The organism is Paenochrobactrum glaciei (genome assembly GCF_039522165.1).
Taxonomy (GTDB): domain Bacteria; phylum Pseudomonadota; class Alphaproteobacteria; order Rhizobiales; family Rhizobiaceae; genus Paenochrobactrum; species Paenochrobactrum glaciei.
Genome location: NZ_BAAADE010000011.1, coordinates 47942 through 73836 on the forward strand (window position 1 = coordinate 47942; position 25895 = coordinate 73836).

Genomic DNA, 25895 nt, shown 5'->3' on the forward strand with positions numbered 1-25895 from the left:
ATGGGCACTCTTCTTAAAAATATTCGCCCGTGGGGCGGTGACACTGTCGATATGTTGATCCGCAACGGCATTATCGAAGCCACTAATCCTGACAAAATTGACGACAGTATTACAATTGAAGATGGGGGCAATGCGATTGCCATTCCAGGTTTGATTGATGCGCATACACATCTTGATAAAACCACTTGGGGGCTGCCGTGGCATGAAAACAACCGCCGTGCAGTCTTGCGTGATCGTATCGATTTTGAACGCGAACATCGCTTAGACGTTGGCATTGATCCGCATATTCAGTCGATGCGCCACGCCATTGGTTTGGCCTCCAACGGTGCAACCCATATTCGCAGTCATGTTGACATCGATACCACGCATGGTTTGTCGATTGTTGAAGGTGTCATGCAAACGCGAGAAAAGCTTCGCGACATTATCGACATTGAAATTGTTGCCTTTCCGCAATCCGGCCTGATGGTAATGCCGGGTACAAAAGAGCTATTAGATGAAGCTTTGAAACTCGGATGCGAAGTGCTGGGAGGGATTGACCCATGCGGCATCGACCGCGATCCGAAAGGCCAACTTGATATTTTATTTGAACTTGCAATTAAGCATCAAAAACCACTCGATATTCATCTTCATGAAGCCGGAGAGCTTGGCGCCTTTACGATGGAGTTAATTTTCGAGCGCATTCGTACCAATGGCATGAAAGGTCAGGTCGCAATCAGCCATGCCTTTACACTTGGCTCGGTTGATCCTGCACGTGCAGCATATCTGATCGAACAGCTCGCAGAGCTGGATGTTGCCATTTTGACAACAGGCGCACCATCGGCAACTGTTCCGGCTATTATGCGTTTATTGGATGCCGGTATCCGGGTGGGTGCCGGTTGTGACGGTATTCGTGATACATGGGGACCGTGGGGACAACCTGATATGCTTGATCGTGCTCGTATCATCGGTATGCGCAATGGATTACGCTCAGACCATGAATTGGAGCATTTATTACGTGTGGTTTCACAAGGTGGAGCTGACGTCATGCAACTTGCCAATTATGGCCTTGAGGTTGGTTGCAAAGCAGATTTGACGCTTGTTAGCGGTGAAACACTTGCTCATGCGGTTGTTGATGTTGCACCGCGTCCACTGGTTATGAAAAGCGGTCATATCACAGCCCGTAACGGCCAAGCTTTGATTGAAATGCCATGAGTAAAGACATCTTAAATGAGCTGATATTAGGGGAGCGTCCTCAGGGGCTGACACTTCTGACCGCCTCTTGGGTTCTTGGTTATAAAGACGGTTCTCATCATCTTATTCACCATGGCGAGATTGTTATAGATGGAGGCAAAGTTCTTTTCATTGGTCAAAGCTTTGATGGTGAAGTTGCACGACGTATTAATTTTGGCAATGCGCTTATCAGTCCAGGTTTAATTGACCTTGACGCTCTATCTGATCTCGACACAACTATTCTCGGCATTGACCATCACCCTTTCTGGGCAAAAGGTCGTGTTTGGCCGCGTTCTTACGTTGAGCGTGGCCCATATGAAATGTATTCACAAGAAGAACTGGCCTTCCAGAAAAAATTCGCTTTCGGTCAATTACTCCTCAATGGCATTACAACGGCCGTACCAATTGCCTCATTGTTTTATCGGGAATGGGGTGAAACTGTTGCAGAGTTTGACGCTGCCGCTGAAGCTGCAGGTGAATTAGGCCTACGGGTATTTCTAAGTCCTGCTTATCGTTCCGGTGGTTTGGTTGTTGAGTCACAGAATAAAATAGTTCCGGTTTTTGATGAAGAACGCGGATTGCAGGGCTTGCGGGATGCAGTCGATTATATCAGTCAGCAACATGGCCGTTTTGACGGGTTAATCAACGGAATGCTTGCGCCTGACCGTGTAGAGACCTGCACAGAAAATCTCTTGCGTGCGACCCAATCGGCTGCTCAGGAATTAAACTGTAAAATCCGCTTGCACATGGCACAAAGTCAGCTGGAAGTTGACACAGTTCGTGCTTTACATGATGGCAAAACGGCTCCGGCATGGCTTGCTAGTACGGGATTGTTGAATGATCGCATCATTGCACCGCATGCGACATCTGCGACGACAGAAGATTTAGAACTTTACGCCGCCAATAATGTTTCAATTGTTCATTGCCCGATGGTTTCTGCACGTGGAGGAGCAAGCCTCCAATCATTTTCGTCCTGCAAAGCACAAGGCATTAACATTGCGATGGGTACAGATACCACGCCGCCTGATATGCTGATGAATTTGTTATTTGGATTATCTTTATCGCGTATCCATGATGGTACGCCAACACGCATTACCAGTGCAGATCTTTATGATGCCGCAACGCTGGGCGGGGCTAAGGCACTAGGCAGACAAGATATCGGAAAACTTGAAGTTGATGCATGCGCCGATATTGCAATTTTTGGTCTTGATGACCTCGTAATGGCACCAACTATCGACCCGATAACAACTCTTATTGCAGGCGGAAGTGGCCGCGTGACACAAGCTGTTTTTGTTGATGGCCGTCTTTCCATGCGCTTTGGAGAGGTTGCTGGGATTAATATGAAAGATGCGAGAAAACAGGCACAAAAACAATTTGATGGTTTGCTCAATAAATATCCCGAACGAAGCTGGCAACACCCATCACTCCAGGAGTTATTTCCGCCAAGTTACCCTATTCTAAGGTAAAAATCACGGCCTTGCATGCACATAAAGTACCGCTCCGAAAAAATTCGGAGCGGTTCAATTCAAACAAGACCGGATAAAATTTAATCCTTATATATATTATTTTGCATTATATTATAGCCATTATCGTTAATACTTACAGTCATTAAATCGTTGGCAACTAATAATGGACCTTGATAATTTTTATTTGTCTTTCTCACTAATTCATCATCCGAAACATCAAATAAAACAATGTGAGAGTATATCGCAAGTTTAGGATTAATGAGTGCAAAAATCTTTCCGGCCTCTTCTGGCGTAGTATGTATATCAACGATTTTTTGCGTCATTGGCATTGCGTTTGCCATATTGTCTGATGTTGATGCGACTTCATGGACGATTACATCGACATCTTTTGCATATTTAATTAGATTCTCGTCGTATCTCGTATCGCCTGAAAGTAAAACACTTTTACCTTTATAATTAATTCTATAACCAAAAGCTGGTTTCACTGGACCGTGATCAACCTGAAATGCGATAACTTGTAATTCATCCTTATCGTAGATAATGCCTTCATCAATATCATGTATTTTGATATTGGAGCCATCATTTTGGTCGATACGAATTTTTATGTCATATTCAAAAGCTGAACGAATACCATTCATTAAATGCGTAGTTCCCTCTGGCCCCCATACTTCAAAAGGCGTTTTTCGTCCGCGCACCCAACTGGTTAAAAATATATCAGGAATACCTACAGTATGATCTGAATGTAGGTGAGTAATAAACAACTTATCTATCTTTGGAAAAGGAATACCCAATGAATAAATACGTTGAATAGCACCACGCCCACCATCAAATAATAAGTACTGATCACCTGCCTGAATTAAAATAGAAGGCCCGAAGCGTGAAGTCAGAGGAATGGGGCTTCCAGTACCCAAAAAATGAATTTTTAGATTTGTATCACTAGTATCATTGATGTCTAATTCATTAGCCATAGTGATGTTGCTCGTTACTGCCAGCAAACAAGCAGTGAAAGCAAATAGAACATTCTTTATATGATAATTCATGTCAGTTCTCTCACGTTAATGGGGGAAATGATTTCAATAGAGCCGTATCCGTAGTCCATCCAATGTGTGGACTACGGATTTTAGTGCCATTGAAAATCAGGCCTTTTTCTTGCTTGATGCATGCCAAGGAACAAACCAGTACCGCAATCGTGCAATAAACGTATATAAAGCCAGGCCTATCAGGGTCAGAAACACAATAACGGAAAACAAGCGCGGTACTTGCAACTCTTGCAAATAGGAAACCGCAAGATAGCCCAAGCCTTCGTTGCCGCCGACAAATTCACCTACAATCGCCCCGATCATCGACATGACGACGGCCACTTCCATACCAGCAAAAATGATCGGCATCGCGGATGGAAAATCCAGCATGACAAAACGTTGCCATGCATTGGCTTGCAGCATTGTCATAACGTCATTATCGCCACTTTCGACAGAGCGAAACGCGAGCAAAGAGTTGGAGAAAACCGGGAAAAACGATAAAGCCGCAGCCATAAAGATTTTAGATTCCAAACCAAAACCAAACCAAAGAATAAACAGCGGTGCCAATGCAATTTTAGGTATTAATTGAAGTGAAACGATAAAGGGCTTAAAGGCCCACTCCAAAACCTGCACTCGTGCCATCATAAAGCCAAGTACCATACCAAGCGCGACCGCTATGAAGAAGCCACTCACCGCTTCAGTTACTGTTATCCGGGCATGATACCAGACTTTGGGGTCACTGATCATATCAATGAATGCCACTAATATTTGCTCAGGCGCAGGTAAAATAAAGTCTGAAATCCCAGAACTATGTACATAAAAAGACCAGCCAAGGAAGAAAATAGCAACTGTGGCAATGGGTAAAACGATTTTCAATGTCACATCATTATGCATTTTTCTGCCCCGTCAAAATTCCACGCAAATGCGCCGAAACATCCTGAAACTCTGCGCTGCGCTGAACATCCAGTGTGCGAGGCCTTGGAAAAGGCATTGTTTCTATACTGACAATTCGTGCAGGCCTTGGTGCCAACATAACCACACGGTTGCTTAAAAACGTGGCCTCATTAATGGAGTGAGTAACTAAAATCGCAGTAACTTTACTCGCTTCGCAAACTGCCATTAACTCCAGATTCAACGTATCGCGTGTCATTGCGTCCAGTGCGCCAAAAGGCTCATCAAGAAGCAATACCTGCGGTTGGGTGATCAGTGCCCTTGCGAGAGATGCGCGTTGGCGCATCCCTCCTGACAATTCGTTCGGACGAGCATTTTCAAAGCCAGATAGACCGACGGTTGCACATAAACTCCGTGCTTTTTCCAAGCGTTCTTCTGTAGAAACACCTCTTATTCTTAATGGTAAGGCTACATTTTCGATAACCGAAAACCACGGAAATAATCTGGCTTCCTGAAACATCATGGAAACCGGTTTAATTGCTTCCCCGTCTCGTTTCCCCTTCGCCCATACAGGCTTATTCCGGATAAGAACTTCGCCTTCACTGGGTACTTCGAGCCCTGCAATGATACGAAGCAAAGTCGTTTTTCCGCAGCCAGAAGGACCCAATAACGATATAAACTCTCCCCGTGGCATTTCCAGACTGGCATTGCGAATGGCCTGTACGGCATGTTCACCACTGCCAAATATCTTACCGACAGACTGCAAACTAATCTCAGATTGTATATTATTCTGCGGCATTAAAGTCATTTAGCCAGTGCCTGCTCTAATAAGCTATTTGTATAAAGTGTCTGAGGATCGACTACTTTATTGATGAGCTTTGCCTCCGCCAGCAGCTTGACGGCGCTATCCCAAACTTCAGGTACATTTCGCAGAATGTTTTCCTTGCCTTTAGAAGCCCAGTTATCTGCATTGGCACGTAAATCTTCACTGGCAATGGCGCGATCTGCAATACCATTCACTTCATATTTGGACGCAATTTTATCTAGAATTGGGCCAAGATCCTGAGCTTCAACAATTTCAACTGCAGCACGATGTGTCCCGCGCAAAAATTTCACAAAACGCTCTGGATCTGCTTCAATTTCATCCGGTCTGGCGACATAAACCTGCCCAGGAATGCCATCATCAATGGCCATCGAATGCACACCATCCATTCCATGCGTCGCCGTAATCATGGAAGATATGTTGCCGACAAAAGCACCGGCACGACCAGCCTCAACCAGTGCAAATGATGCGGCGGAATCCGCAACTTTAACCTTGTTGACACTGTCAGGGGAAATTCCCTCTTTTTTAAGCATCAAATCGATGGTTCCTTCCATCGAACCGCCCAATGTCGCCATGCCAACTGTGCGACCTTGCAAGTCGGCCATTGTTTTTACTGGATCTTTATCGGTTGAAAGAACAAAAAATGGAGAAAGCTGTGCAATGGTTGCGATAGAAATCATCGGAGCGTTATCATTAACGTTGGACACGATATAATTTGTCCCTCCGGTACGCCCGGATTCCATACGCTTGGCAATTACCATTTGTGAAACAAGCGAAGCGCCTTTACCGGCTTCGATTTCTACATTTAAACCCTCATCTTCATAATAACCGGCAGCACTCGCGTATAATACAGGGCTAAAGGCCAGAGAAAGTGTAAATGGTGTAATAAAACGGAAAGTTTTATTGGCTGTAAAAGCGGAATTACCGCTCGCTAATAAAACAAAACCAGCCCCTGCTCCCTGCAAAAAACGGCGGCGCGTAGATTGAAACATTGAAATTCCTCCCTTTTCAATTGTTCAATATAAAACATTATATTCATATTATAACACATGTTTGAAAAGGCAAAAGGGGCTAGCTACCTTAAAAACACGTTTGAGCTACATTAATTGCCAATAAATTTCATATGAATGAACAGTTCATCCGGGTTGGAAAGGTAGTGTTAATTTGTCTAAAAATGCGATAGGCCTTAATGGTCACATATGAACATTAGGCAATATATAAAAATGACAGATAGCTCCGCTCAGTCTGCAACAACGGCAGAAGAACAAGATAGTGATTTATATCTCGTTCCACCTGTCTTGCGTGCTATAACAGTTCTCCGCTACATCGCGGCTGGTAATCCTTGTCGCAATTTGAGCTCTACTGCCAAAAAATTATCTATTAACCGGACAACACTCATCAGAATTATTCATACTCTTATGCGTGAACGGTTAATTGAAGAAATTGCACCTGGTGCCGGATATCAACTGGGGGCAGGACTTATTGTACTTGCAGCTGGCGCTATCAGTAATCGTGATGTTGTGCGTATAGCCAAGCCTGTGCTTGCGGAGCTCTCCAAGCAGCTCAACCTTTCTGCACATTTAGGCATTCTGGATGAGCGCGACGTTGTTTATATGATTAGAGAAACGCCTAATACACATCTTGTCAGCAATGTTCGTGAAGGAAGCCGTTTACCTGCCCACGCTACAACCATGGGACGTGTGCTACTCTCTCATCTGACCGGTGATGAATTACGTCATTTATATCGTGATATTGATATGGAAACTTTTACATCCCAAACACCAAGCACGCTTGAAGAATTAATCGGGCAGCTGGCAATAGAACTAAACGATGGAATTGTTTGGAACATCAGCACTTTTGAAGCTGGGATTGGGTCATGTGCATGCGCTGTCTATGATCATACAGGCACGGTCATTGCGGCTATAAATGTGACAGGCCCTGATGCTTATTTTAAAATAGACGAAGACGCTTTGAAAAACATAGAATTACAAATGCGTAAAGCTGCTGATCTTATTTCCGCCGAACTAGGTTACGCAAAAACCACTTAATCTTTCTGATCTTCAATCGCGAGCAGACATAATCCTCAAATTATGTCATATTCAGTTCTCATATCAGCCCCGCTCATAAAGCGGGACTGACATAGGAAAAACCAAGTTATTTATGCTTTTTCGTATTTAACGGTTTCAGCTTCAGCATTTCCAACAATATACCAAACCGTTGCGTGAGAAGCACCGTTATTGCGGAACCAATGTGGCTGGCCAGCCGGTGTTTTCAGAAGATCGCGCGGCCCGAGTTCAGTTTCAAACTTCTCACCATTTTCTTCCCAGCCAACGATAAGCGAACCTTCCAGAACCAGAAACGCATCTTCAACATCACGTGTGAAAGGCTTGACGCCAACACGTGAAGGAATGCCCAACATTTCCTTACGGCAAGTATCATGTTCAATACCACCCTTGCCGACATAAACCTTGCGCGTAAAGCCCGCATCTTCCCATATCGTTGGCAGCTCAGAATGTCGGACAACATATTGTGCCATTTGTTTTTGAAGCGGGTGTGTGCCATTGCGATCAAAATGCATGGTTTTACCTGGCTCAGCACCGAAACTACGTGCTAATTCAGGTGCTGTATCTTTTGGGTGATAGAGATAAACAGGTGGCAATGGTTTGCCAACATCGACAGAAATCGACATCATAACAGGCTCAACCCCATCAACACGGAAACCATGACCAATATCCCGCGCGTTTAAGATCATGTCTTTAGGCCCAAGATTAACCTCAACAACTTCGCCATCACGCTCCCAGCCTACAATCAAAGCGCCATCAATGATCAGGAAGCTTTCTTCAATCTCGTGTGAGTGGCAAGCTGCGTATTTACCTGGTTCTTTATAGATAAGACTTACAGTAAAATTATCTGGTTTTAGAGTGCTTGTGTCTCCGGCTTTGGGGGAGCCGCCTGCACCAATATAGCGCATCTGTGCGCGTGCTAAATCTTCATAACCCACATTGCTTGGAAAGGCTTTCCAATCAAAAACCTTATCAGTAAAGCGTCCCACATGAGCCTGCATACGGTCTGCTAGTGCAAGTTTAGTTGGTTGGTTATCCATAGTCTGTTCCTCCAGATTATTATTGCTTGAATAGGAACTGACTTTATGTAACTTCTGTTTTCTATATAAGACAGTGTTTTACAGGCAAAACATTTTCATGGAAAAATCGCAAGAAGATCGGTATATCGTTCCAGGCTTGATGCGCGGCTTGCAAGTTTTGCGAGCGTTCACCCCGGAAAAACCTAACCTATCTTTGACAGAGTTGGCGGAGATATTAGGCACAAGTCGCTCGGCTGTGTTTCGAACTGTTTATACGCTTGCCCATGACGGCTGCTTATTACACGACGAGCGGAACCATACTTATACATTGGGGCCCGCAGTCTTGCGTCTAAGTTATGGGTATTTAGCAACGCGCGAACTTGTTGATGTTGCAATGCCTGTACTTGAAGGCCTCAGAGATAAAACAGGCTGGTCTGCACATATGGGCATATTAGATGGAACGAGCGTTCTTTACGTTTTACGAATTCCCTCTTTTCATGCAAATACAAGCATTGTCCATATCGGCAGCAGGCTGCCTGCCCGCAGTACAACAATGGGACGAATGTTATTAGCAAGTCTCAATGAAGAAGATATTTTAAAATTATACCGAACTGATATGCATTCCACCGGCATTCAGCATCGATTGGAGCCTATTATTTCACAGTGGAAGAGCGATAAAGGGAAAAAAACAATCACGCATATTGGTGATTTTCAGGCTGGCATCGCCAGTATTGCTGCCCCGTTATATGATATGACCGGTACTGTTGTGGCAGCCATTAATCTCAGCATACAAGCCGATACTGATAATATTGAAGCTCTTACCAATTCTGTATCGATTGAAATTCAACAAACAGCCAAAAGAATATCAGCTCTCTTAGGATGGCAGGGCCAATAGGTCTGAAATTTCCAAAAAAATAATCAGAGCGATACTAAAATATCGCTCTGAATTTCATTTGTCTTAATCCACCCTAATTCAGATAAATTTATGCAGCAACGTTCAAAGCGTCGGTTGCTTTATAACCATAAACCCAATCTGCATTTCCTTTGCCTTTTAGCCACTCATTAGCCAAAGAACTACGCTGGATATGAGCGGTGCGCTCCTTACGGGCTTCTTCAAATCGTAGCAAAGCAGCCGGAACATCTATAAGTGCCTGACCTTTAAGCGCATTTCCCAACACCACGCCATCTTCAATTGCCATACATGCGCCTTGAGCCATAAATGGCACCATCGGATGCGCCGCATCACCCAATATAGTGACATTTCCCTTTGACCATTGCGCCATAGGATCACGAACATGCAGCGCTGATCGCGTTACTTCTTCACATGCATCAAGCAGAGCTCGCGCTTCCGGATGGAAATCTTTATATGCAGCACGCAATTCATTAATATCGCCAGGTAATGTCCAGCCTTCTTCAAGCCAATCGTTCTGTGGCACAGTTGCAAAAACAAAGATCTCTTCGCCCCGTGTTAATGGGAATGTTACAATTTGATATTCCGCAGTCGGGCCCCACCATTTGGTAAAGGCATCCAAATTCGGCAGATCACCTGCTCTCTCCCTTTTAAAGGCAGCACGATACGAAACAAGGCCGGTAAATTTTGGATCATCTGGACCAAAAAGTGCTGTACGTATAACGGAATGGATACCATCGGCACCAATTACAACGTCAAATGTTTCACTTGTGCCGTCATCAAAGACTAGGCTGGCACAATTATCACCTTGCGTAACACCAGTAATTTTCTTGCCAAACTGGATCGTGTCTTTTTGCAATGCTTCTTCAAGGGCTGCAAGAATGTCGGATCGATGCAATGTTAATTGCGGTGCTCCATAGCGCTCTTGTGCAGCGGTACTCATCGGCAGTCTTGATGTTTCCTCACCACTATCCCAAGTGCGGCTAATCCGATAAGTCGGGCGAGCAGCTGTCTCGCGAAGTACATCACCAATTCCCAGACTATCCAAAGCATGAACCGCATTTGGTGTCAGATTAACATCGGCACCAATCCGCCCATATTGCGATGTACGTTCATATATTGTGACGTTGTGTCCTGCTTGCTGCAAACTCAAAGCAGCACATAAACCACCAACGCCGCCGCCACAAATACCTATCCGCAGCTGTTCCATTTCTCACTCCCGATAAAAATTATAAGTCACATATAGATATAGCCAAAAGCGAGGTTAAAGGCCTCAGCTCCTAATGGTTGGTTGGTATGGCGTGCGTCACGCAACCATAAACGCCCATGTACCTGCGATTCAGAAAAGCTTGCCGGATTGGTCAAATCGCAATGATCACACCATAAACCGCCCATAAATTCAGCAGCATCAAAAGATACCTTTTGACTGAACCGCGTATTTTCTAATGCAAAATTCCCGTAACTAACCACATGGCTCAAATCACATGTGCCATCGAAAAGGGCATGGTTGAAACTGGCAACGCCTCTAAACTCAGCCGAATTTGCGTGGACGTTTTTTTTGAAGTGGCAATGTTCAAAACGTGCATCATTATCAAATTGCGCATGATCGAGGTAGACATCACCTTCAAACACCGCACCTTCAAACCACGATACACCTTGAAATTGCGCTCTCGAAAAAATAACAGGGGCTTTAAAATATGCGCCTCTAAAGTCCACGCCGCATAATTTCTTATCTGATAAATCCAGCGCATCATCACATACAATATTGCGCATGTCTTCATAAGCACCATGTTTCCATGGCTGTGCCAAACGTTGATATATGGATGCAGCACTGGTCATTAAGCATCCTCCATCTGGCTTTGATATAGAGCGACAGCTTCTTGTGCCCAAGGCAGGGCAATATCTTCGGGCAAATCCGGCCCCGACGCATCATGAACAACACGCAAGCCAATCTGTTTTGCGCCACGGACTGTCATGATCTCAGCAATATGTTTACTGCCAAAATTATATGTATCGGTATATTCACTATCTCCAAGGCCAAAAACAGCGAAAGAGACAGCGGATAAATCCGTTTGTTCCTCTGTCAAAATTTTTGCGAAACCTTGTGCTGAAGCAGGTAATTCGCCGTCGCCATAAGTGGAACAAATGATGAGATAAAGTTGGCTTGACGAAAATTCATGTGGCGCAAAACTATCGAGATTACATACGGTGACCTCATGCTCTGCGCTCAGTTCACCAGCAACATCTTCAGCCAACATTTCTGTATTGCCGGTTTCTGTTCCATATAGAATTGAAATCATCATCATACGCCCTCACCCTAAGCATGATATCTGGTTTAAGTTTTTGAAATGCTGACCATTTGGCTATGATCTTTTATTTTTTGTCGACAACGTCCAGAAGAGGCGCCAGCTATTTCTGCTGCATCAATTTTTTGCCAACCTTCAAAGCCTACTGCATCCGGAAACATCATTTTCAGTTGCTCATTGCCCTTCCGTCCTGCCACAAGGCGACCTGCAGCTAAGTCGTTTGCAATACGCCCTGCCACAGTGATGGCATCAGCACGGTTTTCCGGAATTGTTCCAGTTGGTCCGCGACGAAACCAACCACATGCATAAAGATTACCGTTTATATGCCCTGCATCAATATCCTGTGCAGCATCAAGTAATTGAGCACGTGGCAGACTTGCATCGTCCTCAAACCCGATGGCCGTAATCAAGTGATGGCAAGTTAATTGTAACTCTCCTTCGCCTGATGTGCGGCAAAAATGCGCTTGATGTAATCTGCCGTCGACACCTGTTAAGCGTTGCGGTGTCCACCCAAAATGAAAGTGAATTGTTTTGGATGCATTATCACGCGTAACATTTTGAATAGAGCGCAAAGCTTCCAAGCATTTTTGCGACCGATCAGTGTTTGCATCCTCTGACGGCACCTCAACAATAATCTTTACATCTTGAAGACGCCCCAATTCCTTTATCATGGCCGGATCAAATTTTGCGGCAGCAGCATCCGATCTGCCCACAATATGAATGTTACGAATGTCTGACGAAACGAAGCCGTCATTATGATGTAATCCTAAGTCGGAACTTTCGAATTCATCTTCTGTTTTCGCAAGCAGGCGGGTGATATCAATCGCCACATTTCCATTGCCCAGCACCACTAAATCCGAACCTGACAAAGCTTCCGGCTCTCGACTGAACGGATGGTCATTCCACCACCGTGTCAGATCGCCGGCGCGCATGACTCCAGATAGTTCTTCGCCTTCAATCCCTAAAGATTTATCCTGTGACAAACCTGTTGCCAGAACAACGACGTCATATATGTCGCGTAAAGCCTCAAGCTTGATATCTTGTCCCAACGTGACATTGCCAAAGAAACGAACATTGTCGCGCTGAAACAACCGAGCAAACTGCCGAATGACACCTTTTGTGCCTTGATGATCAGGTGCCACACCATAGCGAACCAGGCCATAAGGAGCAGCCAGACGATCGATTAAATCAATCCGACTATCAGGCACGGCTTTTTCCAAAGCTTGTGCCAGATAACAGCCAGAAGGCCCGGCTCCAACAATTGCAACACTCAGTGTCATGTCTCATCACCCCTTATGAATTGTGTACTTTCGCCCATGGGTGCAGTTTGCCGGAGATATCTTGATAAATGGATTTTTGAGCCATATAGGCTTTTATGCCGTTGCGACCCTTTTCTCGTCCCATTCCACTGTCTTTTTCACCACCAAATGGTGTCGAAATAGAAAATTGCTTATAAGTATTGATCCACACGGTGCCGGAATTAATGGCTCTTGCTACCCGCCAGCATTTCGCAAAATCCGGTGACCATAAACCACAAGCAAGGCCATATTCATTATCATTGCCCATCGCGATAACATCGGCTTCATCTTCAAATGGCATCACGACCAAAACGGGCCCAAAAACCTCTTCACGGCAGATGCGTGCATCATTGGTTACACCAGCAATAATTGTCGGAAGATAGAAAGCTCCCTTATCGTAGATATCACCAGTTGGTGCTTCACCACCGCATAAGATCAAACCACCATCAGCACGTGCCATTTCAACATAATCCGCAACACTCTGACGATGGTCAGGGTGAACCAAAGTTGAAACTTGAGTAGCTGGATCAAACGGATGGCCAACAACGAGTTTATTGGTTGCAGTTACCAATTTTTCGACAAATTCTTTATAAATCGATTTTTGAACGAAAAGTCGCGAACCTGCGATACAGCTTTGACCGGTAGACGAGAATATCCCGAATAAAAGCCCCGCTATGCTCAAATCTATATCGGCATCTTCAAAAACAATCGTTGGTGATTTTCCGCCTAGTTCCAAAGAAACCGGCATAAGTTTTTGCGCCGCTTTGACTGCCAATGCACGACCGGTTGATGTACCGCCTGTAAAGCTGACTTTGGCAATATCAGGATGCTCAACCAGTAGATTACCAATCTCACGCCCGGCACCCGGCAAAACGGAAAACAGCCCTTTTGGCAGCCCAGAAGCTTCGATAATACGTGCTAATTCAAGGCTAACCAACGGTGTCCAGGAGGCTGGTTTCAATAAAACAGCATTACCTGCCGCCAAAGCCGGCGCAACTTTCTGAGCATCAGAGGCAATAGGTGAATTCCATGGCGTGATTGCAGCAACAAGGCCAAGCGGCTCATGCAATGAGTAAGTGAGATATTCGCCCCGTTGTGCAGTCAATTCATCATCTGATGTTTCCAGCACCGCGCCGAAATAACGGAATGTTGCAGCAGCAGAAAGAGCAAGCGCTCTGGTTTCTGTCAGTGTTTTTCCGGTATCAAGCGTTTGAATTTTCGAAATACGATCAGCATTTTTTTCAATACCATCAGCGATAGCATAAAGATAACGTGCGCGTTGATGCGGTAGTAAATTACGCCATGCAGGGTCAGATTGTGCAGCTTTTGCACGTTTGATTGCGCGTTCCCCATCAGCTACGGAAGCACCTTTCAGCACACAATTAATGCTGCCGTCGGCCGGGAAAATCGAAGTAATATCTGCGCCTGTTCCCTCTTCCCATTCACCACCAATGAAAAGACGGGTATCAGAAAAACTAATGTCTGAAATTTTATCACTTATGTTCATATCACAACACTCTGTACTCGATTTAAAATGGTGCGAAGAACGCTATAAACCGTCGTAACAGAGGTTTTAGCATTAGCAGCCGATGCTTTATTCTCAATCGCGATGCGATAATTGGCGATTGAAGACTCCACTTGATATTCATGCATATTGCCGGATGCAGATGGGTCAGCAATCAATTCTACTTGCGTTTTCTCAAAGCCTAATCCCGCAAGTGCCAAGGTTGCGGCAACATTAGCATTCTTAGGATATTGCTGTGCCGCCTCGCGGGCATTACCTTTAAAGAAGGTTGTTTTTTCAGTGATCGCCCCAAGATCAAATAAATCCTCAGCAGGCGTTCCAACCCATGCGACCGGCGGCTTTCGGCCAACATAGGTGACCGAAAGCAACCCCGCAGCCCCAAGAGCCGCCAACAAATCGATACCGCCAATGGCCCCGGCTGGTAGAATTATTTGTCCGCCACCGGTTTCAGCTGCATCACGCAAACGTTTTTCCAGCTTTTGATCGGCAAGCGCACCAATGGAAACAATAATCGTATCAATGCCTCTTACAAGAAGAAGAGGCACATGATCAGAGACAGCAACATGTCCGGCACATTCAATGACAAGATCCAAATCTTGGCTTACAAAGGCATCAAAACTGTCACAAACAACGAGTTCATCCGCAACATTTTCACCATCTGATGCAAGATCGCGACGCGTTTGATCTGCAAATTCCGGCAGCGACAAAACCGTGAGAGACGATAAAGGCTTCGGTAAATGCGACGCCAACAATCCCAATAATGTCCGTGCTATATTGCCATATCCAATCAACCCGACGCGCATTATTTTCCTCCGTTACCGGCAGCGCCTGCTGGAGGACCTGCAAATGCTTGTGCAAATGGACCGATTGCAGTCATGTCCACTTCCAGAACAACAGGGCCATCCATAGCCAGTGCCTGATCAAGGACTGCGCCAAATTCATCAGCATCGCTGACTTTTAAATGTGGCATTTCAATTGACGCGCAAAGCTTACCAAAATCCGGTACCGCTACTTTTGAATAGTGACGTCTTGAGTCATATTGCGCGTCCTGAATATTTTGAATGACCCCATATGCTTGGTCATTCATCAAAACATAAACAAGATTGGCATTCTCATCGACAGCTGTAATGAGCTCGGCCAAACCAAGCATAGTGCCGCCATCACCCAATAATGTAACGGCTTTTGTGTCACCAGAAGCAATGGCCGCGCCAATACCCATAGATACACCTTGGCCAATGCCTCCACCCAGAGCATGAACACCCAAATGTGGCGCTGCAATTTTGACATAGCGGTTACCAAAGGTAGAGTTCGAAATCGTGACATCACGCACCCAAGGATGTCGGCCAGAATGAACGCGGCTTTGCAAGGCTTCTGCAATCATTTGATATTCGCCCAGTACATCGCGCATATGCCCTTCTCCCTTGGCACGCGCTGCCGCAATATCAAAAGCAAGGTTGGCATCCGTATTGAGTTGTTCTGGAAGAATGTCTAACAACGCTTGCAAGGTCAGTGCAGCATCGCCATGCGCAAAAATCTCAACCGGATAATTGCGCCCACCTTGAGAAGCATCCGCATCAATTTGAATGAGCGGCTGTGGTAACGGCATTTTATTATTGCGTGTTTCATTACCACGCAAACGAGAACCCACCACGATCATAAGATCACAGCTGTCATAGATCTTTTGGCTATCCGGGGTCATATTGAACGCCCCCAGATTAGCTGGGTTTTCTTCTGATACAACCGCACGACCGTTGGTACTGGTCACAATCCCGAAACCGCGTTTTGCTAATTCACTCGCCTGTTTTTCTGCTCCGCGTGCACCGCCGCCTAACCATAATAATGGACGTTTTGCGGTTTTTACCAATTCTGCAATATCAGCTACTGTCTGTAAGTTTGGCTGAACACGCACTGGCTGCGGAGCATATATTTTGCTTTTCGTATTTATCGGGCTGCGTTGCACATCAACAGCAATTTCCAGGCTCACAGGCCCCATAGGCGCGCTAATGGCCGCAGTCACCGCAGCAGTTAAAGCACCAATCGCACTATTGGCATCCCACATGCGGAAATATGCTTTCGAAATACCTTTCAGCATATCAGGTTGGCGCGGAACATCATGAATAGCTGCACGATCGCGGTCAGCAAATTCTGTATCAACTTGTGTTGTAATATGCAGCACTGGTGAGCCTGCGGTTAGCGCTTCAACTTGCGCACCGGCAGCATTACCGGCAGCAGTACCCGTTGAAGTGATCACGACCCCAAGCTTACCGCTTACCCGCGCATAAGCATCAGCCATATTCATGGCACCTGCTTCACCACGTGCTGGCACAAAACGAATACGATTTTGACGTGCTACCGCATCTAAAATCGGCATATTATGAATAGAGATAACACCAAACATAACTTCAACGCCGATATCTGCGAGATATTTTGCAATGAAGTCACCGACGGTTTGTGTTTGGTCAAGCGTGCCGATATCCATATCGAACCCTTTTTATTTAAATATAACGCGATAGACCGCCAGAAACTTCCAGCTGCGCACCTGTAATGTAACCAGCCTTGCGACTCCCGAGAAACAGGATTGCTTCTGCCGCTTCTTCCGGCAGTCCAAGGCGTTGAAGTGGTATTTTCTTTTGGCTCGCCAATGCTGCATACCAAGCGGCACGGGATTGTGACTGGTCTTCACGCGCTTCAAAACGTCGTTGCCACTGCGCTGAATCCACCAGACCAATCAAGATTGAATTGACCCGAATGGCAGGTGCTAATTCCACGCTTAACGACTTAAGCAGGTTTTGTACCCCTGCGCGCGCTGACGAGGTGCAAACCATATGTGGCTCAGGCTGGTAAGCCAGAAGCGAATTAACGGCCACAATTGAACCATTTGCTTCCGCCAGCATGTTTTGAAAGGCGCGCACCGGATAAATCTGGCTGAACATTTTAAGCTCAAACTCAGCGCGCCATTTTTCATCCGTTGTGTTTGCAAAGGTAGAAACCAGTCCTTGACCAGCATTATTGACCAGAAGATCACAACGACCAAAAGTCGTTTGCACCTTATTGGCAAAATCATTCATGGCTGCCTCATCTAAGACAGACAAAGCATTGGCCATGATATTTTGTTCACCAAATTCCTGACTTAAATCAGTTGTGACTTTAGTCAAGGTTTCCTCAGTACGCGCACAAATTGCAACGCGCGCGCCTTCTTCAAGCAAGCGTCTCGTCGTAGCCAAACCAATACCCGATGAACCGCCTGTGACAACTGCAACAAGACCTTGATAGGTTTTACTCATCGGATGACCTCAAATCTGGAAAACCGGGATCTGGGCGACCTTGCATAATAGCGCGTTGTGCAGCGGTTGGTGGGCCAGCAGTCATCCAACGATCCATTTTCTCCGGATCATCACGCGGCCAGACCTGTGCGATATGGACACTTTCATCAATCTGCTGCAACTCGGAAGTAAATTCGATGACAAAGCCTGATGGCGACACGAAGTAGGCAAAAGGATTATCGCCTGGACCATGACGTCCCGGGCCCCATGTCGGCACATGTCCCTGTTGTTTCATGCGCCCGATCCCGCGCATAAAATCATTAATAGTCGGCATTTCAAATGCTACATGATTGATGCTTGGGTAATGGGCACGGACAAGTGCGATCGAGTGATGATCAGTGTTGCAGCGCAAAAAAACCATCTGATCGGCGGAGTAATCGCTTACACGGAAGCCTAAAACATCCGTATACCAATCTTGCGTTGCTTCCATGTTAGGCGTGTTCAAAACAACATGCGAGACTTTAGCCGGTAACGCATGACCTGGTACAACATCCAGCAGTTTGGCATCACAACGAAATCTCAAGCGGCGGTTGTCAGGATCGAGTACTTCAAATCCATAACCACCAGCAAAGTCATCAAATTCATATGGCTCGCTGAGCGGTTGATAACCACAAGCGATGATCTGCTGATGCAGCGCGTCCATCTGCGCTCGGTCCGGCATCGAAAAATGAACATAATCAACGCCATAGACACTGTCATCGCGAAGACCGTATAGAAACGGTTCTTCACTGGTGCCACGCAGTAGCACTGTACCGTCTTCTTTATGAGAAACACTTAAACCCCAGTTGTTCTCATAAAAGCCAACAGTTGCAGTAATCCCGGGCGCACGCATCATAACACCACGCAATGCGCCAACACGTATTTTCTCTTTGTTCGGACTAGTCACGTGCGTTCCTCCTCATTGTCCCCCCGACCGACATTGTCTGATGTCCCATCATCGCCGACAATGTTTTCGCACTTTCGGCAACCAATTGCCCGATACGTTCTCTCGACGGGGAGTTAGGTTCAAAATGGCTTTCATGTCCTGTCACATTGATGCCGGCCACAGCCTGACCGTTACGGTCAAAAACTGCGGCAGCACATGATCCAAGGCCACGTTCAAAATTGGAATAACTCCATGCAAGACCAATCGCGTGGTCCTCAGTTATTTGCGTGATGAGCTCTTCAATATCGGGAGCAGTTTTTTGTGTGTATTTCTTAAATGGCAGATCATGGAGAAGTTCCCGAACCTCATCCGCAGGCAAAGCTCCAAGTAATATCCGCCCGATAGTCGTTGCGTATGAGGGCAGTCGGCGCCCCACCCTGACATTCGAGATTAAGTGAACATTAGGGTTCGACTTGAGTAAATATACTATTTCCTGACCATCAAGAACGCCCAAATGGCTTGACAGTTTCGTCTCATGCGCAAGTCTTTCTAAGACAGGCCGCGCATATTCAACTATATCATGAGCAAAAAGTGCATCGCCTGCCAGACTGATCAGTCCGATACCAAGATGATAACCATCTGCACGTTTTTCGATAGCCCGCTCATCCACGAGTGTCTGCAACAGTCGAATGAGAGTTGTGCGGTTCAAACCAGTATCAGTGACCGCTTTTCCAATTTTCTCACAGCGATTACCTGAAGCAATATAGCGTAACAGTAAAAATGCACGCTGTACCGGTGGAACGACATAAAGGGGTGACGGTTTTTCTGGTTCAGACATTGCGCTGCTCCAATTCACGTATCATAAATTGGGCAACCGCCTCCGGTGCTTGCTGATAAAGCGCATGTCCCGCATCTGGTACGGACACAAAGCCATGGCGGCTGTGTTTTTTAACCACCGACCAGACTTGGCCATTATTATCCAATGGCGTTATTTGATCTTGCGCACCGACAATAACCGAAACCGGAACATTGAGATGTTCACAGTCTTTCAAGAGTTGACCTGAAGCCAGCATATGAACAGCTTGCGAATATCCAGGATTGCTGACCGTACGCATGGTTTGATAAACACGTTCGACAAGCTGAGGATTTTTTTCAGGTTGATAAACTAAATTGCCCGCACGAGCTTTCGCAAAAGCATCTGCTCCCAAATTATCCAGATCATCTAATCGTGCTTTTGCTTGTTCGGAAAGCTGACTGCCAACCTTAACGCCATGCCCCAATGCACATGAAGCAAGAATTAACTTGTCAACCATATCAGGATATAATTTGGCGAATGATGAGGCCATCAGCGTTCCTAAAGAATGCCCGAAAATGTGACATTTCTTAACGCCAAGCCGATCAAGAAAAGCTTTTAATGCTTGCGCATAATTAAGTGCGAGCGGCCATTCCTCAACTAACGGTTCAGAACCGGCATATCCTGGTGCATTCCAAGCAATGACCCTCCAATTATCGGGTAAATAAGGGAGTAATACTTCAAATGAAGAAGCGTTGCTGCCAATACCGTGCAGGCAGACAACGACCGTGCCGGAGCCCTTACGCTCCAGATAATTCACACCCGCTGATTTGGCTTCTTCAAACGCCATTACATACCTCAATTGAATACAAAACCATTATTGACCGGCAAAGTTTGACCGGTCAGTGTCAAAGCACTTTCACTGACAAGGAAGGCGACCGTTCCGGTAATATCTTGCGGTGATTGTGGTCCTGGCACTGCACGGCCATTGCCATATAATTCATGGCGGGCAGCCGGCACGTAATCAGTAGACTTCGTTGTTAGAATACCTGGTGCTACCACCGTTACTCCGACATTATCGGGGCCGAGCTCTCTTGCGAGGGAGCGCGTCATTGCCATAACCGCTCCCTTACTAGCCACATAGGACAACAAATTCGGCGCACCCCACAAAGCCGTATCAGATGCAACATTAACGATCCGGCCAGAGCCACATGCTCGTAGCAAAGGTGCAAAAGCACACACCATCAACCAAGTGCCACGCACATTGACGCGCTGCACAAGGTCAAAACTGTCCAAAGGAATATCTTCAAAAGCAATTCCGCCAATACCAGTGGCAATCGCTCCGTTATTGATTAAACCATGGACGGCGGCATGATCATTTTTAACACTTTCAGCTAAAGCAGCAATTGATTGCGGATCTGCTAAATCCACATGATAGGCATAAGCTTCAGTGCCTTGCTCTTTCAGCGCAGAAACGGTGTTTATTGCTGCATCAAGATCTATATCAGCAATAATTATTTTAGCGCCTTGTGCTGCACAGCCAAATGCAAGCTCGTAACCTAAGCCCCGCCCTGCACCTGTTATTATGATCGTGCGACCGGATAACATCATTCTGCTGCCACCATGCTTGCCGCTAATTCAGCCTCAATTTGTGACTTTGCAGCACGTGTCAAAACCTGTCTGATACGCGAGACGCCTAAATCATGCTGGTAAAGCATTTCCCGTCGGCGCGCATCATCCGGCATGCCTTCCAGCATGACACGATCCTGCTCCAAAACCGCCCAATGGTGAGCTTCCAACTTGGCACGATAAAGAAAACGCCAGCTTTCGCGTGCCAAACCTGTAACTGCACGCATACGCCAGAAAAAGACTTTGCAGCGACGCTCATCCATCGGCATGACAAAGCCGACAATGCGCATATTACCACCAGGACCAGCCACCTGCGGATAAGGAATATCCAGATAACAAAATAACGTACCGGGATGGATACTAAACTCTGTCCAGTCAAAGTTTTCACCGACCTGCCCTACACGGGAAATTCTGAAGCCATCATCCGTTTTATCCAGCTTCATCAAGTCCTGTTTTGCGCCATAAGCAAGCGTGAAGCTTTCTGCATGCAGATAGCAACCATGCATAGGGTCAGCTAAATTATCGATGGCATAACGATAGTTCGTATTCCAAACGGAAGTGCAAAGGAAACCAGTCCATTCAGCACCTGTAAATTCCTGCGGCAATACAAGCTCTGGTGCCTCTGGCTGTTCAACACTTGGCACATAAACAAAAACGGCATCATTCGTTTCTGTCGTCTGATAAGAGGTTAAAACCTTACGCCCTTCCAATGCGCATTCCGGCATAGCAGGCACACGTTTGACGACACCTTCACCATCCACGATAACGCCATGATAACGACAACCAATATCCCCATCATGGATTTCGCCGTATGATAGTGGCGCACCACGGTGCGGACAAAAATCCTCAAGGCACTTGATCGAACCGTCTGGCGAACGCCACAAAACAATTTTCTGACCCAATAATTGAGTACCATAAGGTTTGTTGGCTTTAATTTCGACCGACTTGGCAACAGGATACCAATAGCCGTGCAATCCCTTATTCACCCGGTCTTCGATAAGTGTTTTTTTATCTAAGGTTGTCATTTTTTCTCCTCCCACGGATTAAAAATCAGTATGTTCGCGCATCTCAAATGTACGAAACACTCCCCCTGCAGGCTCAAAATTTCATTACAAATTCATCAATGCTCCGCCCGCGGCAGATAGTGGAGCACACGCTCTTCAACCCATGTCAGGGTCGAATAAACAATAATGCCGATGATTGTGAGAAAGATGATCGACACAAAGACCATTGCAGCATTTGCCTGACCTCCGCCGTATGAAATCAAGAAACCTAGACCGGTATTTCCACCAACCAACTCACCAACTGTGACACCGATCACTGCAAGTGTTGAACCAATACGCAGTCCTGCCATCAAGTTTGGCAGAGTTGAAGGCATCTCAATCTTGATAAAAATTTGCCAGCGCGACAGATTATAAGCACGCGCCAAATTAATCAGATCCCGATCAACCGTTTTTATCGACTGAAGGACGTTGACGAGCACAGGGAAGAAAACGACCAAGACGGTGACTAAGAGTTTTGGCATCGAATTATAGCCAAACCACATAATAAACAGTGGCGCGAAGGCAACTTTAGGCGCAATTTGCAGGGCTAAAATATAAGGCGATAAAACCTTTTCCCAAAACCGCGACATGCCCAGTAAATAACCGATAAAAGCACCTAAAGCACTGCCAACTACAAAGCCAAGGACTGTATATACAAAAGTCGAAACAAGGTGCAGCAGCAGTTCTTCCTGTCTCCACATCCGGAACATTTCAACAATGCACTGCGAAAAAGTTGGAATGATATAACCGGGAACCCCCAAGGCTGGCGGTAAATATTCCCACAGCAAAATGAGTATGACCAAAACAGTAAAAGTCATAATATGAGGATTACCAAGCAACTTATCCGCTGCTGGTCTTGCCACTGTATTTTTATTAGTTTTGGCCTTGAGGGTCATATCGCTCATACTACCTCACTCACTCGTAACAAACTGGTTTGTATAGGTATCCTCAATAGGAACAGCAGTACGAACGATTTCGTTCTCAAGATAAAAATCCTGCACTTTTTTGAGCTGTTCAGGATCAAAGGCACCACGTGGGCGATTTTCAGCCTTTGGATAAACCAACTCTACGTAAGAGCGCATAATAGCTTCAATTTTATCTTCACTGCCTGCATGACGAGGCACTGCGACCACATAATCTTTTGCTGCCTGAGCCGGATCTTTTTCAATATCATCGATAGCGCGTAAAACCGCATTTACGACGCCTTTAACGACTTCAGGACGCTCATTAATTGTTTTACCAGAAGCAATGATAGCCTGTGCCATCGCTGGGAAAACAGAATCTACAGAAATGGTTTCAAGCTCGACGCCGGCATCTTTAATAGATGCAAGCCATTCCGGTACGCCAACCATCCCAACTAGATCACCAGAGATCATCAGCTGAACAAGCCCACCCGAGCCAACAGCTTGGATATTGGCATCGCTTCGGCTCATGTTCTCACTGGCAAATACTGCAAGCAGATTATAATAAGCGGTGTCCTGGAAATCGATGACACCGATATTTTTGCCCTTCATATCAGAGATATTTTTGATACCAGAGTCTTTACGCCATGCGATTTGCGTTAAGCCTCGGCCACCCAGCAGGGCAACGCCGCGAATATCCAGTCCGTTTGCCCGTACAATAATTGCAGTATCACCAATACCGCCGCCCATATCGGCGTTACCGACAGCAACCTGCTTGGCAACATCGGCGCCGCCTTTACCTAACTGAAACTTTACATCCAGCCCTGCTTCATCAAAGTAACCCTTGTGTTTAGCTAAATGAAACGGAGCAAATGCAGGCAAGAAATCAGGCGCAGGAAATAAGTATGTGACTTTCTCCGCTGCAAACGAAAAACTGGCCGTGACCGACAAAGCCGCTGCAAGAAGAAATGTTTTGAATCTTTTATTCATTTTTGTCCCCATGACGGTTCAAGCCGCCTTTTCTTCAAGTTTCAAAAGCTGGAAAAGTTCTGCCGCATAATCATTGACTTCCGCCAGTTTTCGACGCTCCAGCGGGCGCTCACGGTGCGGCAAGTCCACCTTGATTTCTGCAATGACTGTGCCAGGCCGCTCACTCAAAACTAATATTCGATCAGACATGAGAACTGCTTCAGAAAGATCGTGAGTGATTAAAAGCGTAGTCTTGGCAGTCTCTTTAATCGTGCTTGCAAAGCTGTTTTGCAAAAGCATCTTAGTCTGGGCATCAAGCGCTGAAAAAGGCTCGTCTAGCAATACAATTGCAGGATCAATTGCCAGTGTCCGTGCAAGCGCTGCACGCTGTCTCATGCCACCGGACAATTGATAAGGATAATGATTTTCAAATCCCGCCAAATGACAATGCTTGAGTTCACTTAGTGCGCGCTCACGACGTTCTGCCTTTGATACACCGCGTGCTTCTAGACCAAATTCGATGTTGGTTATAATGTTTCGCCACGGTAGCAGCAGATCTTTCTGCAACATGAAACCGACTTTAGAATTCGGTGCTGTAACTAGCTCCCCATTTAATAAGACTTCGCCAGTCGTTGGCTGATAGAGCCCAGCAGTCATACTAAGGATCGTACTTTTACCACAACCGGACGGCCCTACGACTGAAACAAATTCACCTTCCGCAATGTGAAAAGACACTTGATTAACAGCAGTTAGAACTGTTCCGTCATTGGTCAGGAACTGCTTGGTAACGTTACGATACTCAAGCCCCATAGCCGTATTCCATATATGCGGCATCCAAATCGGTGTTTATTGCTTTCAACTCGTCTTCAAGTGCCGCTACCGACCAATCGCTTCCTCCAAGCTTTGGCATAACAACACCGCGGGCTTTGAGCTCTTTGGCAACCAAAGCAAAGTCATGCCCCACTTCATTAAATATCAGGCTTAACTGCTCAGCGAATACGCGTTCGTTGTCCTTTAAAGGCCTGCCCAAACATTGATTGGCTAATGCAGCACGCCCTGTAGTCTCAACGGCTTTGGCAAGTTGATCATTAAAATTGTCCATTTTTCCCCTCAAAATGATTTATATTGAACAATTCATTCATAGTTGATCATTTTATATCTTGGGAACAAAGTCAATTAGTTTCTGCTATTTATTAAAAATGGAGCAAAAAACGATTTTTTACCGACTATTTTAGTATTGAACCTCTGTTTCGTATTGCGAACAGCATGCAGCCCTTGATCAACGAAATAGCCCCGTTGATCATGTAATTCTGACACGATGGGATGTAGTTCTGTTGCAAAGTTTTCAATAAAGCGCGACGCGACTTATTTCTGCACACACTTATCCAGCCAGTGCGGCGAATTGCTTGGAGATGATTTAACACCCATTACAAACTGCCCTTTGCGGACCATATGCGCGGTTTCAACGCCATCCAGTGTCGCTGAAATAATAGATACCGAAGAGCCAAAACAGCATAAAGAATAACAGATTTGGGATATTGGCTACCCTTGAAACTGACCATCATGCACCTGAAATCGACGCTGCTTCAGAGCTAAAATAACTAGACGAAATTTTTCTCAACACAAAACTCAAAATCTTTGCAACAGAACCATAATGACAGCTTCATCCAGATGTCATTTGTCACCAAGACATGGAGTTCAACGGCAAATGGTATTGAACCGCCCCGAGTTTACCGGAGGGTCTAACTCCCAATAGAGTGGATCCTATGGAACATAAGAAAACATCGAAACGTTATTCTCCGGAATTTCGCACGCGTGCCGTTCGGATGCTGTTTGAGCATC

The 25895-nt window shown here is 45.8% G+C and carries 26 protein-coding genes; 4 read left to right on the forward strand and 22 right to left on the reverse strand.

What is annotated here, in order from left to right; genetic code table 11:
• Both ABDZ76_RS15925 and ABDZ76_RS15930 read left to right on the forward strand, forming a co-directional pair.
• Nucleotides 1-1191 carry an amidohydrolase family protein gene (locus ABDZ76_RS15925; protein WP_343807743.1) on the forward strand — a complete coding sequence of 397 codons (1191 nt, stop codon included), beginning with the start codon at nucleotides 1-3 and terminating at the stop codon, nucleotides 1189-1191.
• A complete protein-coding gene (locus ABDZ76_RS15930) occupies nucleotides 1188-2675 on the forward strand; it encodes an amidohydrolase family protein (protein ID WP_343807746.1) in 1488 nt (495 codons plus the stop codon). Before ABDZ76_RS15925 ends, ABDZ76_RS15930 begins: the two co-directional genes overlap by 4 nt.
• A gap of 80 nt (nucleotides 2676-2755) precedes the next feature.
• Here the strand turns inward: ABDZ76_RS15930 and ABDZ76_RS15935 are convergent, their stop codons facing one another.
• The 4 genes from ABDZ76_RS15935 to ABDZ76_RS15950 all read right to left on the reverse strand — a co-directional run bounded on the left by ABDZ76_RS15935 (nucleotide 2756) and on the right by ABDZ76_RS15950 (nucleotide 6400).
• Complete coding sequence (locus tag ABDZ76_RS15935) at nucleotides 2756-3643, reverse strand: MBL fold metallo-hydrolase (protein WP_343807749.1); 888 nt, start codon at nucleotides 3641-3643, stop codon at nucleotides 2756-2758.
• A gap of 168 nt (nucleotides 3644-3811) precedes the next feature.
• Nucleotides 3812-4588, reverse strand: a complete 777-nt coding sequence (locus ABDZ76_RS15940; RefSeq protein WP_343807752.1) for an ABC transporter permease — start codon at nucleotides 4586-4588, stop codon at nucleotides 3812-3814.
• Entirely contained in the window at nucleotides 4581-5393 is an 813-nt protein-coding gene (locus ABDZ76_RS15945) for an ABC transporter ATP-binding protein (protein ID WP_343807755.1), read from the reverse strand. The genes ABDZ76_RS15940 and ABDZ76_RS15945 overlap by 8 nt, the downstream gene beginning before the upstream one ends.
• Entirely contained in the window at nucleotides 5390-6400 is a 1011-nt protein-coding gene (locus ABDZ76_RS15950; protein ID WP_343807758.1) for an ABC transporter substrate-binding protein, read from the reverse strand. The genes ABDZ76_RS15945 and ABDZ76_RS15950 overlap by 4 nt, the downstream gene beginning before the upstream one ends.
• A 231-nt stretch (nucleotides 6401-6631) precedes the next feature.
• Between ABDZ76_RS15950 and ABDZ76_RS15955 the strand changes: the two genes are divergently transcribed.
• Nucleotides 6632-7456: an IclR family transcriptional regulator gene (locus ABDZ76_RS15955; RefSeq protein ID WP_343807761.1), complete on the forward strand. Its 825-nt coding sequence runs from the start codon at nucleotides 6632-6634 to the stop codon at nucleotides 7454-7456.
• A gap of 110 nt (nucleotides 7457-7566) precedes the next feature.
• On the opposite strand, the gene ABDZ76_RS15960 is transcribed toward ABDZ76_RS15955, so the two are convergent.
• Complete coding sequence (locus tag ABDZ76_RS15960) at nucleotides 7567-8511, reverse strand: cupin domain-containing protein (RefSeq protein WP_343807763.1); 945 nt, start codon at nucleotides 8509-8511, stop codon at nucleotides 7567-7569.
• A 97-nt stretch (nucleotides 8512-8608) separates the two neighbouring features.
• On the opposite strand from ABDZ76_RS15960, the gene ABDZ76_RS15965 reads away from it, so the two are divergent.
• Nucleotides 8609-9385 (forward strand): IclR family transcriptional regulator, encoded by a 777-nt coding sequence (locus tag ABDZ76_RS15965; RefSeq protein ID WP_343807766.1) that lies wholly within the window; start codon nucleotides 8609-8611, stop codon nucleotides 9383-9385.
• A gap of 88 nt (nucleotides 9386-9473) precedes the next feature.
• On the opposite strand, the gene ABDZ76_RS15970 is transcribed toward ABDZ76_RS15965, so the two are convergent.
• The 17 genes from ABDZ76_RS15970 to ABDZ76_RS16050 form a co-directional block, all read right to left on the reverse strand.
• Nucleotides 9474-10610: an FAD-dependent monooxygenase gene (locus ABDZ76_RS15970; RefSeq protein ID WP_343807769.1), complete on the reverse strand. Its 1137-nt coding sequence runs from the start codon at nucleotides 10608-10610 to the stop codon at nucleotides 9474-9476.
• Between the two features lie 26 nt (nucleotides 10611-10636).
• The gene (locus ABDZ76_RS15975) at nucleotides 10637-11239 is read right to left on the reverse strand and encodes a pentapeptide repeat-containing protein (RefSeq protein WP_343807772.1); all 603 of its coding nucleotides are present in this window, start codon (nucleotides 11237-11239) and stop codon (nucleotides 10637-10639) included.
• Nucleotides 11239-11706, reverse strand: coding sequence for a flavodoxin domain-containing protein (locus ABDZ76_RS15980; protein ID WP_343807775.1), 468 nt, complete (start codon nucleotides 11704-11706; stop codon nucleotides 11239-11241). The genes ABDZ76_RS15975 and ABDZ76_RS15980 overlap by 1 nt, the downstream gene beginning before the upstream one ends.
• A gap of 29 nt (nucleotides 11707-11735) precedes the next feature.
• Nucleotides 11736-12986, reverse strand: coding sequence for an FAD-dependent oxidoreductase (locus ABDZ76_RS15985; protein ID WP_343807778.1), 1251 nt, complete (start codon nucleotides 12984-12986; stop codon nucleotides 11736-11738).
• A 13-nt stretch (nucleotides 12987-12999) separates the two neighbouring features.
• Entirely contained in the window at nucleotides 13000-14511 is a 1512-nt protein-coding gene (locus ABDZ76_RS15990; protein WP_343807782.1) for an aldehyde dehydrogenase, read from the reverse strand.
• Complete coding sequence (locus ABDZ76_RS15995) at nucleotides 14508-15332, reverse strand: aspartate dehydrogenase (RefSeq protein WP_343807785.1); 825 nt, start codon at nucleotides 15330-15332, stop codon at nucleotides 14508-14510. Before ABDZ76_RS15995 ends, ABDZ76_RS15990 begins: the two co-directional genes overlap by 4 nt.
• Nucleotides 15332-17008, reverse strand: coding sequence for a thiamine pyrophosphate-binding protein (locus tag ABDZ76_RS16000; RefSeq protein ID WP_343807788.1), 1677 nt, complete (start codon nucleotides 17006-17008; stop codon nucleotides 15332-15334). Before ABDZ76_RS16000 ends, ABDZ76_RS15995 begins: the two co-directional genes overlap by 1 nt.
• Nucleotides 17009-17024: 16 nt before the next feature.
• A complete protein-coding gene (locus ABDZ76_RS16005) occupies nucleotides 17025-17813 on the reverse strand; it encodes an SDR family oxidoreductase (RefSeq protein ID WP_343807791.1) in 789 nt (262 codons plus the stop codon).
• On the reverse strand, nucleotides 17806-18738 hold the full coding sequence (locus tag ABDZ76_RS16010) for a VOC family protein (RefSeq protein ID WP_343807794.1): 933 nt from the start codon (nucleotides 18736-18738) through the stop codon (nucleotides 17806-17808). Before ABDZ76_RS16010 ends, ABDZ76_RS16005 begins: the two co-directional genes overlap by 8 nt.
• Nucleotides 18731-19555 carry an IclR family transcriptional regulator gene (locus ABDZ76_RS16015; protein ID WP_343807797.1) on the reverse strand — a complete coding sequence of 275 codons (825 nt, stop codon included), beginning with the start codon at nucleotides 19553-19555 and terminating at the stop codon, nucleotides 18731-18733. Before ABDZ76_RS16015 ends, ABDZ76_RS16010 begins: the two co-directional genes overlap by 8 nt.
• Nucleotides 19548-20360: an alpha/beta fold hydrolase gene (locus ABDZ76_RS16020; protein ID WP_343807802.1), complete on the reverse strand. Its 813-nt coding sequence runs from the start codon at nucleotides 20358-20360 to the stop codon at nucleotides 19548-19550. The genes ABDZ76_RS16015 and ABDZ76_RS16020 overlap by 8 nt, the downstream gene beginning before the upstream one ends.
• An 8-nt stretch (nucleotides 20361-20368) precedes the next feature.
• Nucleotides 20369-21121 carry an SDR family oxidoreductase gene (locus ABDZ76_RS16025; protein WP_343807805.1) on the reverse strand — a complete coding sequence of 251 codons (753 nt, stop codon included), beginning with the start codon at nucleotides 21119-21121 and terminating at the stop codon, nucleotides 20369-20371.
• Nucleotides 21118-22164 carry a Rieske 2Fe-2S domain-containing protein gene (locus ABDZ76_RS16030; RefSeq protein ID WP_343807808.1) on the reverse strand — a complete coding sequence of 349 codons (1047 nt, stop codon included), beginning with the start codon at nucleotides 22162-22164 and terminating at the stop codon, nucleotides 21118-21120. Before ABDZ76_RS16030 ends, ABDZ76_RS16025 begins: the two co-directional genes overlap by 4 nt.
• A gap of 95 nt (nucleotides 22165-22259) precedes the next feature.
• The gene (locus ABDZ76_RS16035) at nucleotides 22260-23087 is read right to left on the reverse strand and encodes an ABC transporter permease (protein ID WP_343807811.1); all 828 of its coding nucleotides are present in this window, start codon (nucleotides 23085-23087) and stop codon (nucleotides 22260-22262) included.
• A 6-nt stretch (nucleotides 23088-23093) separates the two neighbouring features.
• The gene (locus tag ABDZ76_RS16040; RefSeq protein WP_343807814.1) at nucleotides 23094-24074 is read right to left on the reverse strand and encodes an ABC transporter substrate-binding protein; all 981 of its coding nucleotides are present in this window, start codon (nucleotides 24072-24074) and stop codon (nucleotides 23094-23096) included.
• An 18-nt stretch (nucleotides 24075-24092) separates the two neighbouring features.
• Complete coding sequence (locus ABDZ76_RS16045) at nucleotides 24093-24863, reverse strand: ABC transporter ATP-binding protein (protein ID WP_343807817.1); 771 nt, start codon at nucleotides 24861-24863, stop codon at nucleotides 24093-24095.
• Nucleotides 24853-25155, reverse strand: coding sequence for a hypothetical protein (locus tag ABDZ76_RS16050; RefSeq protein WP_343807820.1), 303 nt, complete (start codon nucleotides 25153-25155; stop codon nucleotides 24853-24855). Before ABDZ76_RS16050 ends, ABDZ76_RS16045 begins: the two co-directional genes overlap by 11 nt.
• Between the last annotated feature and the right edge of the window lie 740 nt (nucleotides 25156-25895).

Coding starts and splice junctions, on each gene's coding strand:
- ABDZ76_RS16045 (WP_343807817.1), bottom strand. CDS start 24,863: ATGGGGCTTGAGTATCGTAACGTTACCAAGCAGTTCCTGACCAATGAC.
- ABDZ76_RS15940 (WP_343807752.1), bottom strand. CDS start 4,588: ATGCATAATGATGTGACATTGAAAATCGTTTTACCCATTGCCACAGTT.
- ABDZ76_RS16050 (WP_343807820.1), bottom strand. CDS start 25,155: ATGGACAATTTTAATGATCAACTTGCCAAAGCCGTTGAGACTACAGGG.
- ABDZ76_RS16030 (WP_343807808.1), bottom strand. CDS start 22,164: ATGACAACCTTAGATAAAAAAACACTTATCGAAGACCGGGTGAATAAG.
- ABDZ76_RS16020 (WP_343807802.1), bottom strand. CDS start 20,360: ATGGCGTTTGAAGAAGCCAAATCAGCGGGTGTGAATTATCTGGAGCGT.
- ABDZ76_RS15950 (WP_343807758.1), bottom strand. CDS start 6,400: ATGTTTCAATCTACGCGCCGCCGTTTTTTGCAGGGAGCAGGGGCTGGT.
- ABDZ76_RS15975 (WP_343807772.1), bottom strand. CDS start 11,239: ATGACCAGTGCTGCATCCATATATCAACGTTTGGCACAGCCATGGAAA.
- ABDZ76_RS15925 (WP_343807743.1), top strand. CDS start 1: ATGGGCACTCTTCTTAAAAATATTCGCCCGTGGGGCGGTGACACTGTC.
- ABDZ76_RS16000 (WP_343807788.1), bottom strand. CDS start 17,008: ATGGATATCGGCACGCTTGACCAAACACAAACCGTCGGTGACTTCATT.
- ABDZ76_RS15990 (WP_343807782.1), bottom strand. CDS start 14,511: ATGAACATAAGTGATAAAATTTCAGACATTAGTTTTTCTGATACCCGT.
- ABDZ76_RS15965 (WP_343807766.1), top strand. CDS start 8,609: ATGGAAAAATCGCAAGAAGATCGGTATATCGTTCCAGGCTTGATGCGC.
- ABDZ76_RS16015 (WP_343807797.1), bottom strand. CDS start 19,555: ATGTCTGAACCAGAAAAACCGTCACCCCTTTATGTCGTTCCACCGGTA.
- ABDZ76_RS15945 (WP_343807755.1), bottom strand. CDS start 5,393: ATGACTTTAATGCCGCAGAATAATATACAATCTGAGATTAGTTTGCAG.
- ABDZ76_RS15955 (WP_343807761.1), top strand. CDS start 6,632: ATGACAGATAGCTCCGCTCAGTCTGCAACAACGGCAGAAGAACAAGAT.
- ABDZ76_RS16040 (WP_343807814.1), bottom strand. CDS start 24,074: ATGAATAAAAGATTCAAAACATTTCTTCTTGCAGCGGCTTTGTCGGTC.
- ABDZ76_RS16005 (WP_343807791.1), bottom strand. CDS start 17,813: ATGAGTAAAACCTATCAAGGTCTTGTTGCAGTTGTCACAGGCGGTTCA.
- ABDZ76_RS16035 (WP_343807811.1), bottom strand. CDS start 23,087: ATGAGCGATATGACCCTCAAGGCCAAAACTAATAAAAATACAGTGGCA.
- ABDZ76_RS16025 (WP_343807805.1), bottom strand. CDS start 21,121: ATGATGTTATCCGGTCGCACGATCATAATAACAGGTGCAGGGCGGGGC.
- ABDZ76_RS15980 (WP_343807775.1), bottom strand. CDS start 11,706: ATGATGATGATTTCAATTCTATATGGAACAGAAACCGGCAATACAGAA.
- ABDZ76_RS15930 (WP_343807746.1), top strand. CDS start 1,188: ATGAGTAAAGACATCTTAAATGAGCTGATATTAGGGGAGCGTCCTCAG.
- ABDZ76_RS15935 (WP_343807749.1), bottom strand. CDS start 3,643: ATGGCTAATGAATTAGACATCAATGATACTAGTGATACAAATCTAAAA.
- ABDZ76_RS15995 (WP_343807785.1), bottom strand. CDS start 15,332: ATGCGCGTCGGGTTGATTGGATATGGCAATATAGCACGGACATTATTG.
- ABDZ76_RS15970 (WP_343807769.1), bottom strand. CDS start 10,610: ATGGAACAGCTGCGGATAGGTATTTGTGGCGGCGGCGTTGGTGGTTTA.
- ABDZ76_RS15985 (WP_343807778.1), bottom strand. CDS start 12,986: ATGACACTGAGTGTTGCAATTGTTGGAGCCGGGCCTTCTGGCTGTTAT.
- ABDZ76_RS15960 (WP_343807763.1), bottom strand. CDS start 8,511: ATGGATAACCAACCAACTAAACTTGCACTAGCAGACCGTATGCAGGCT.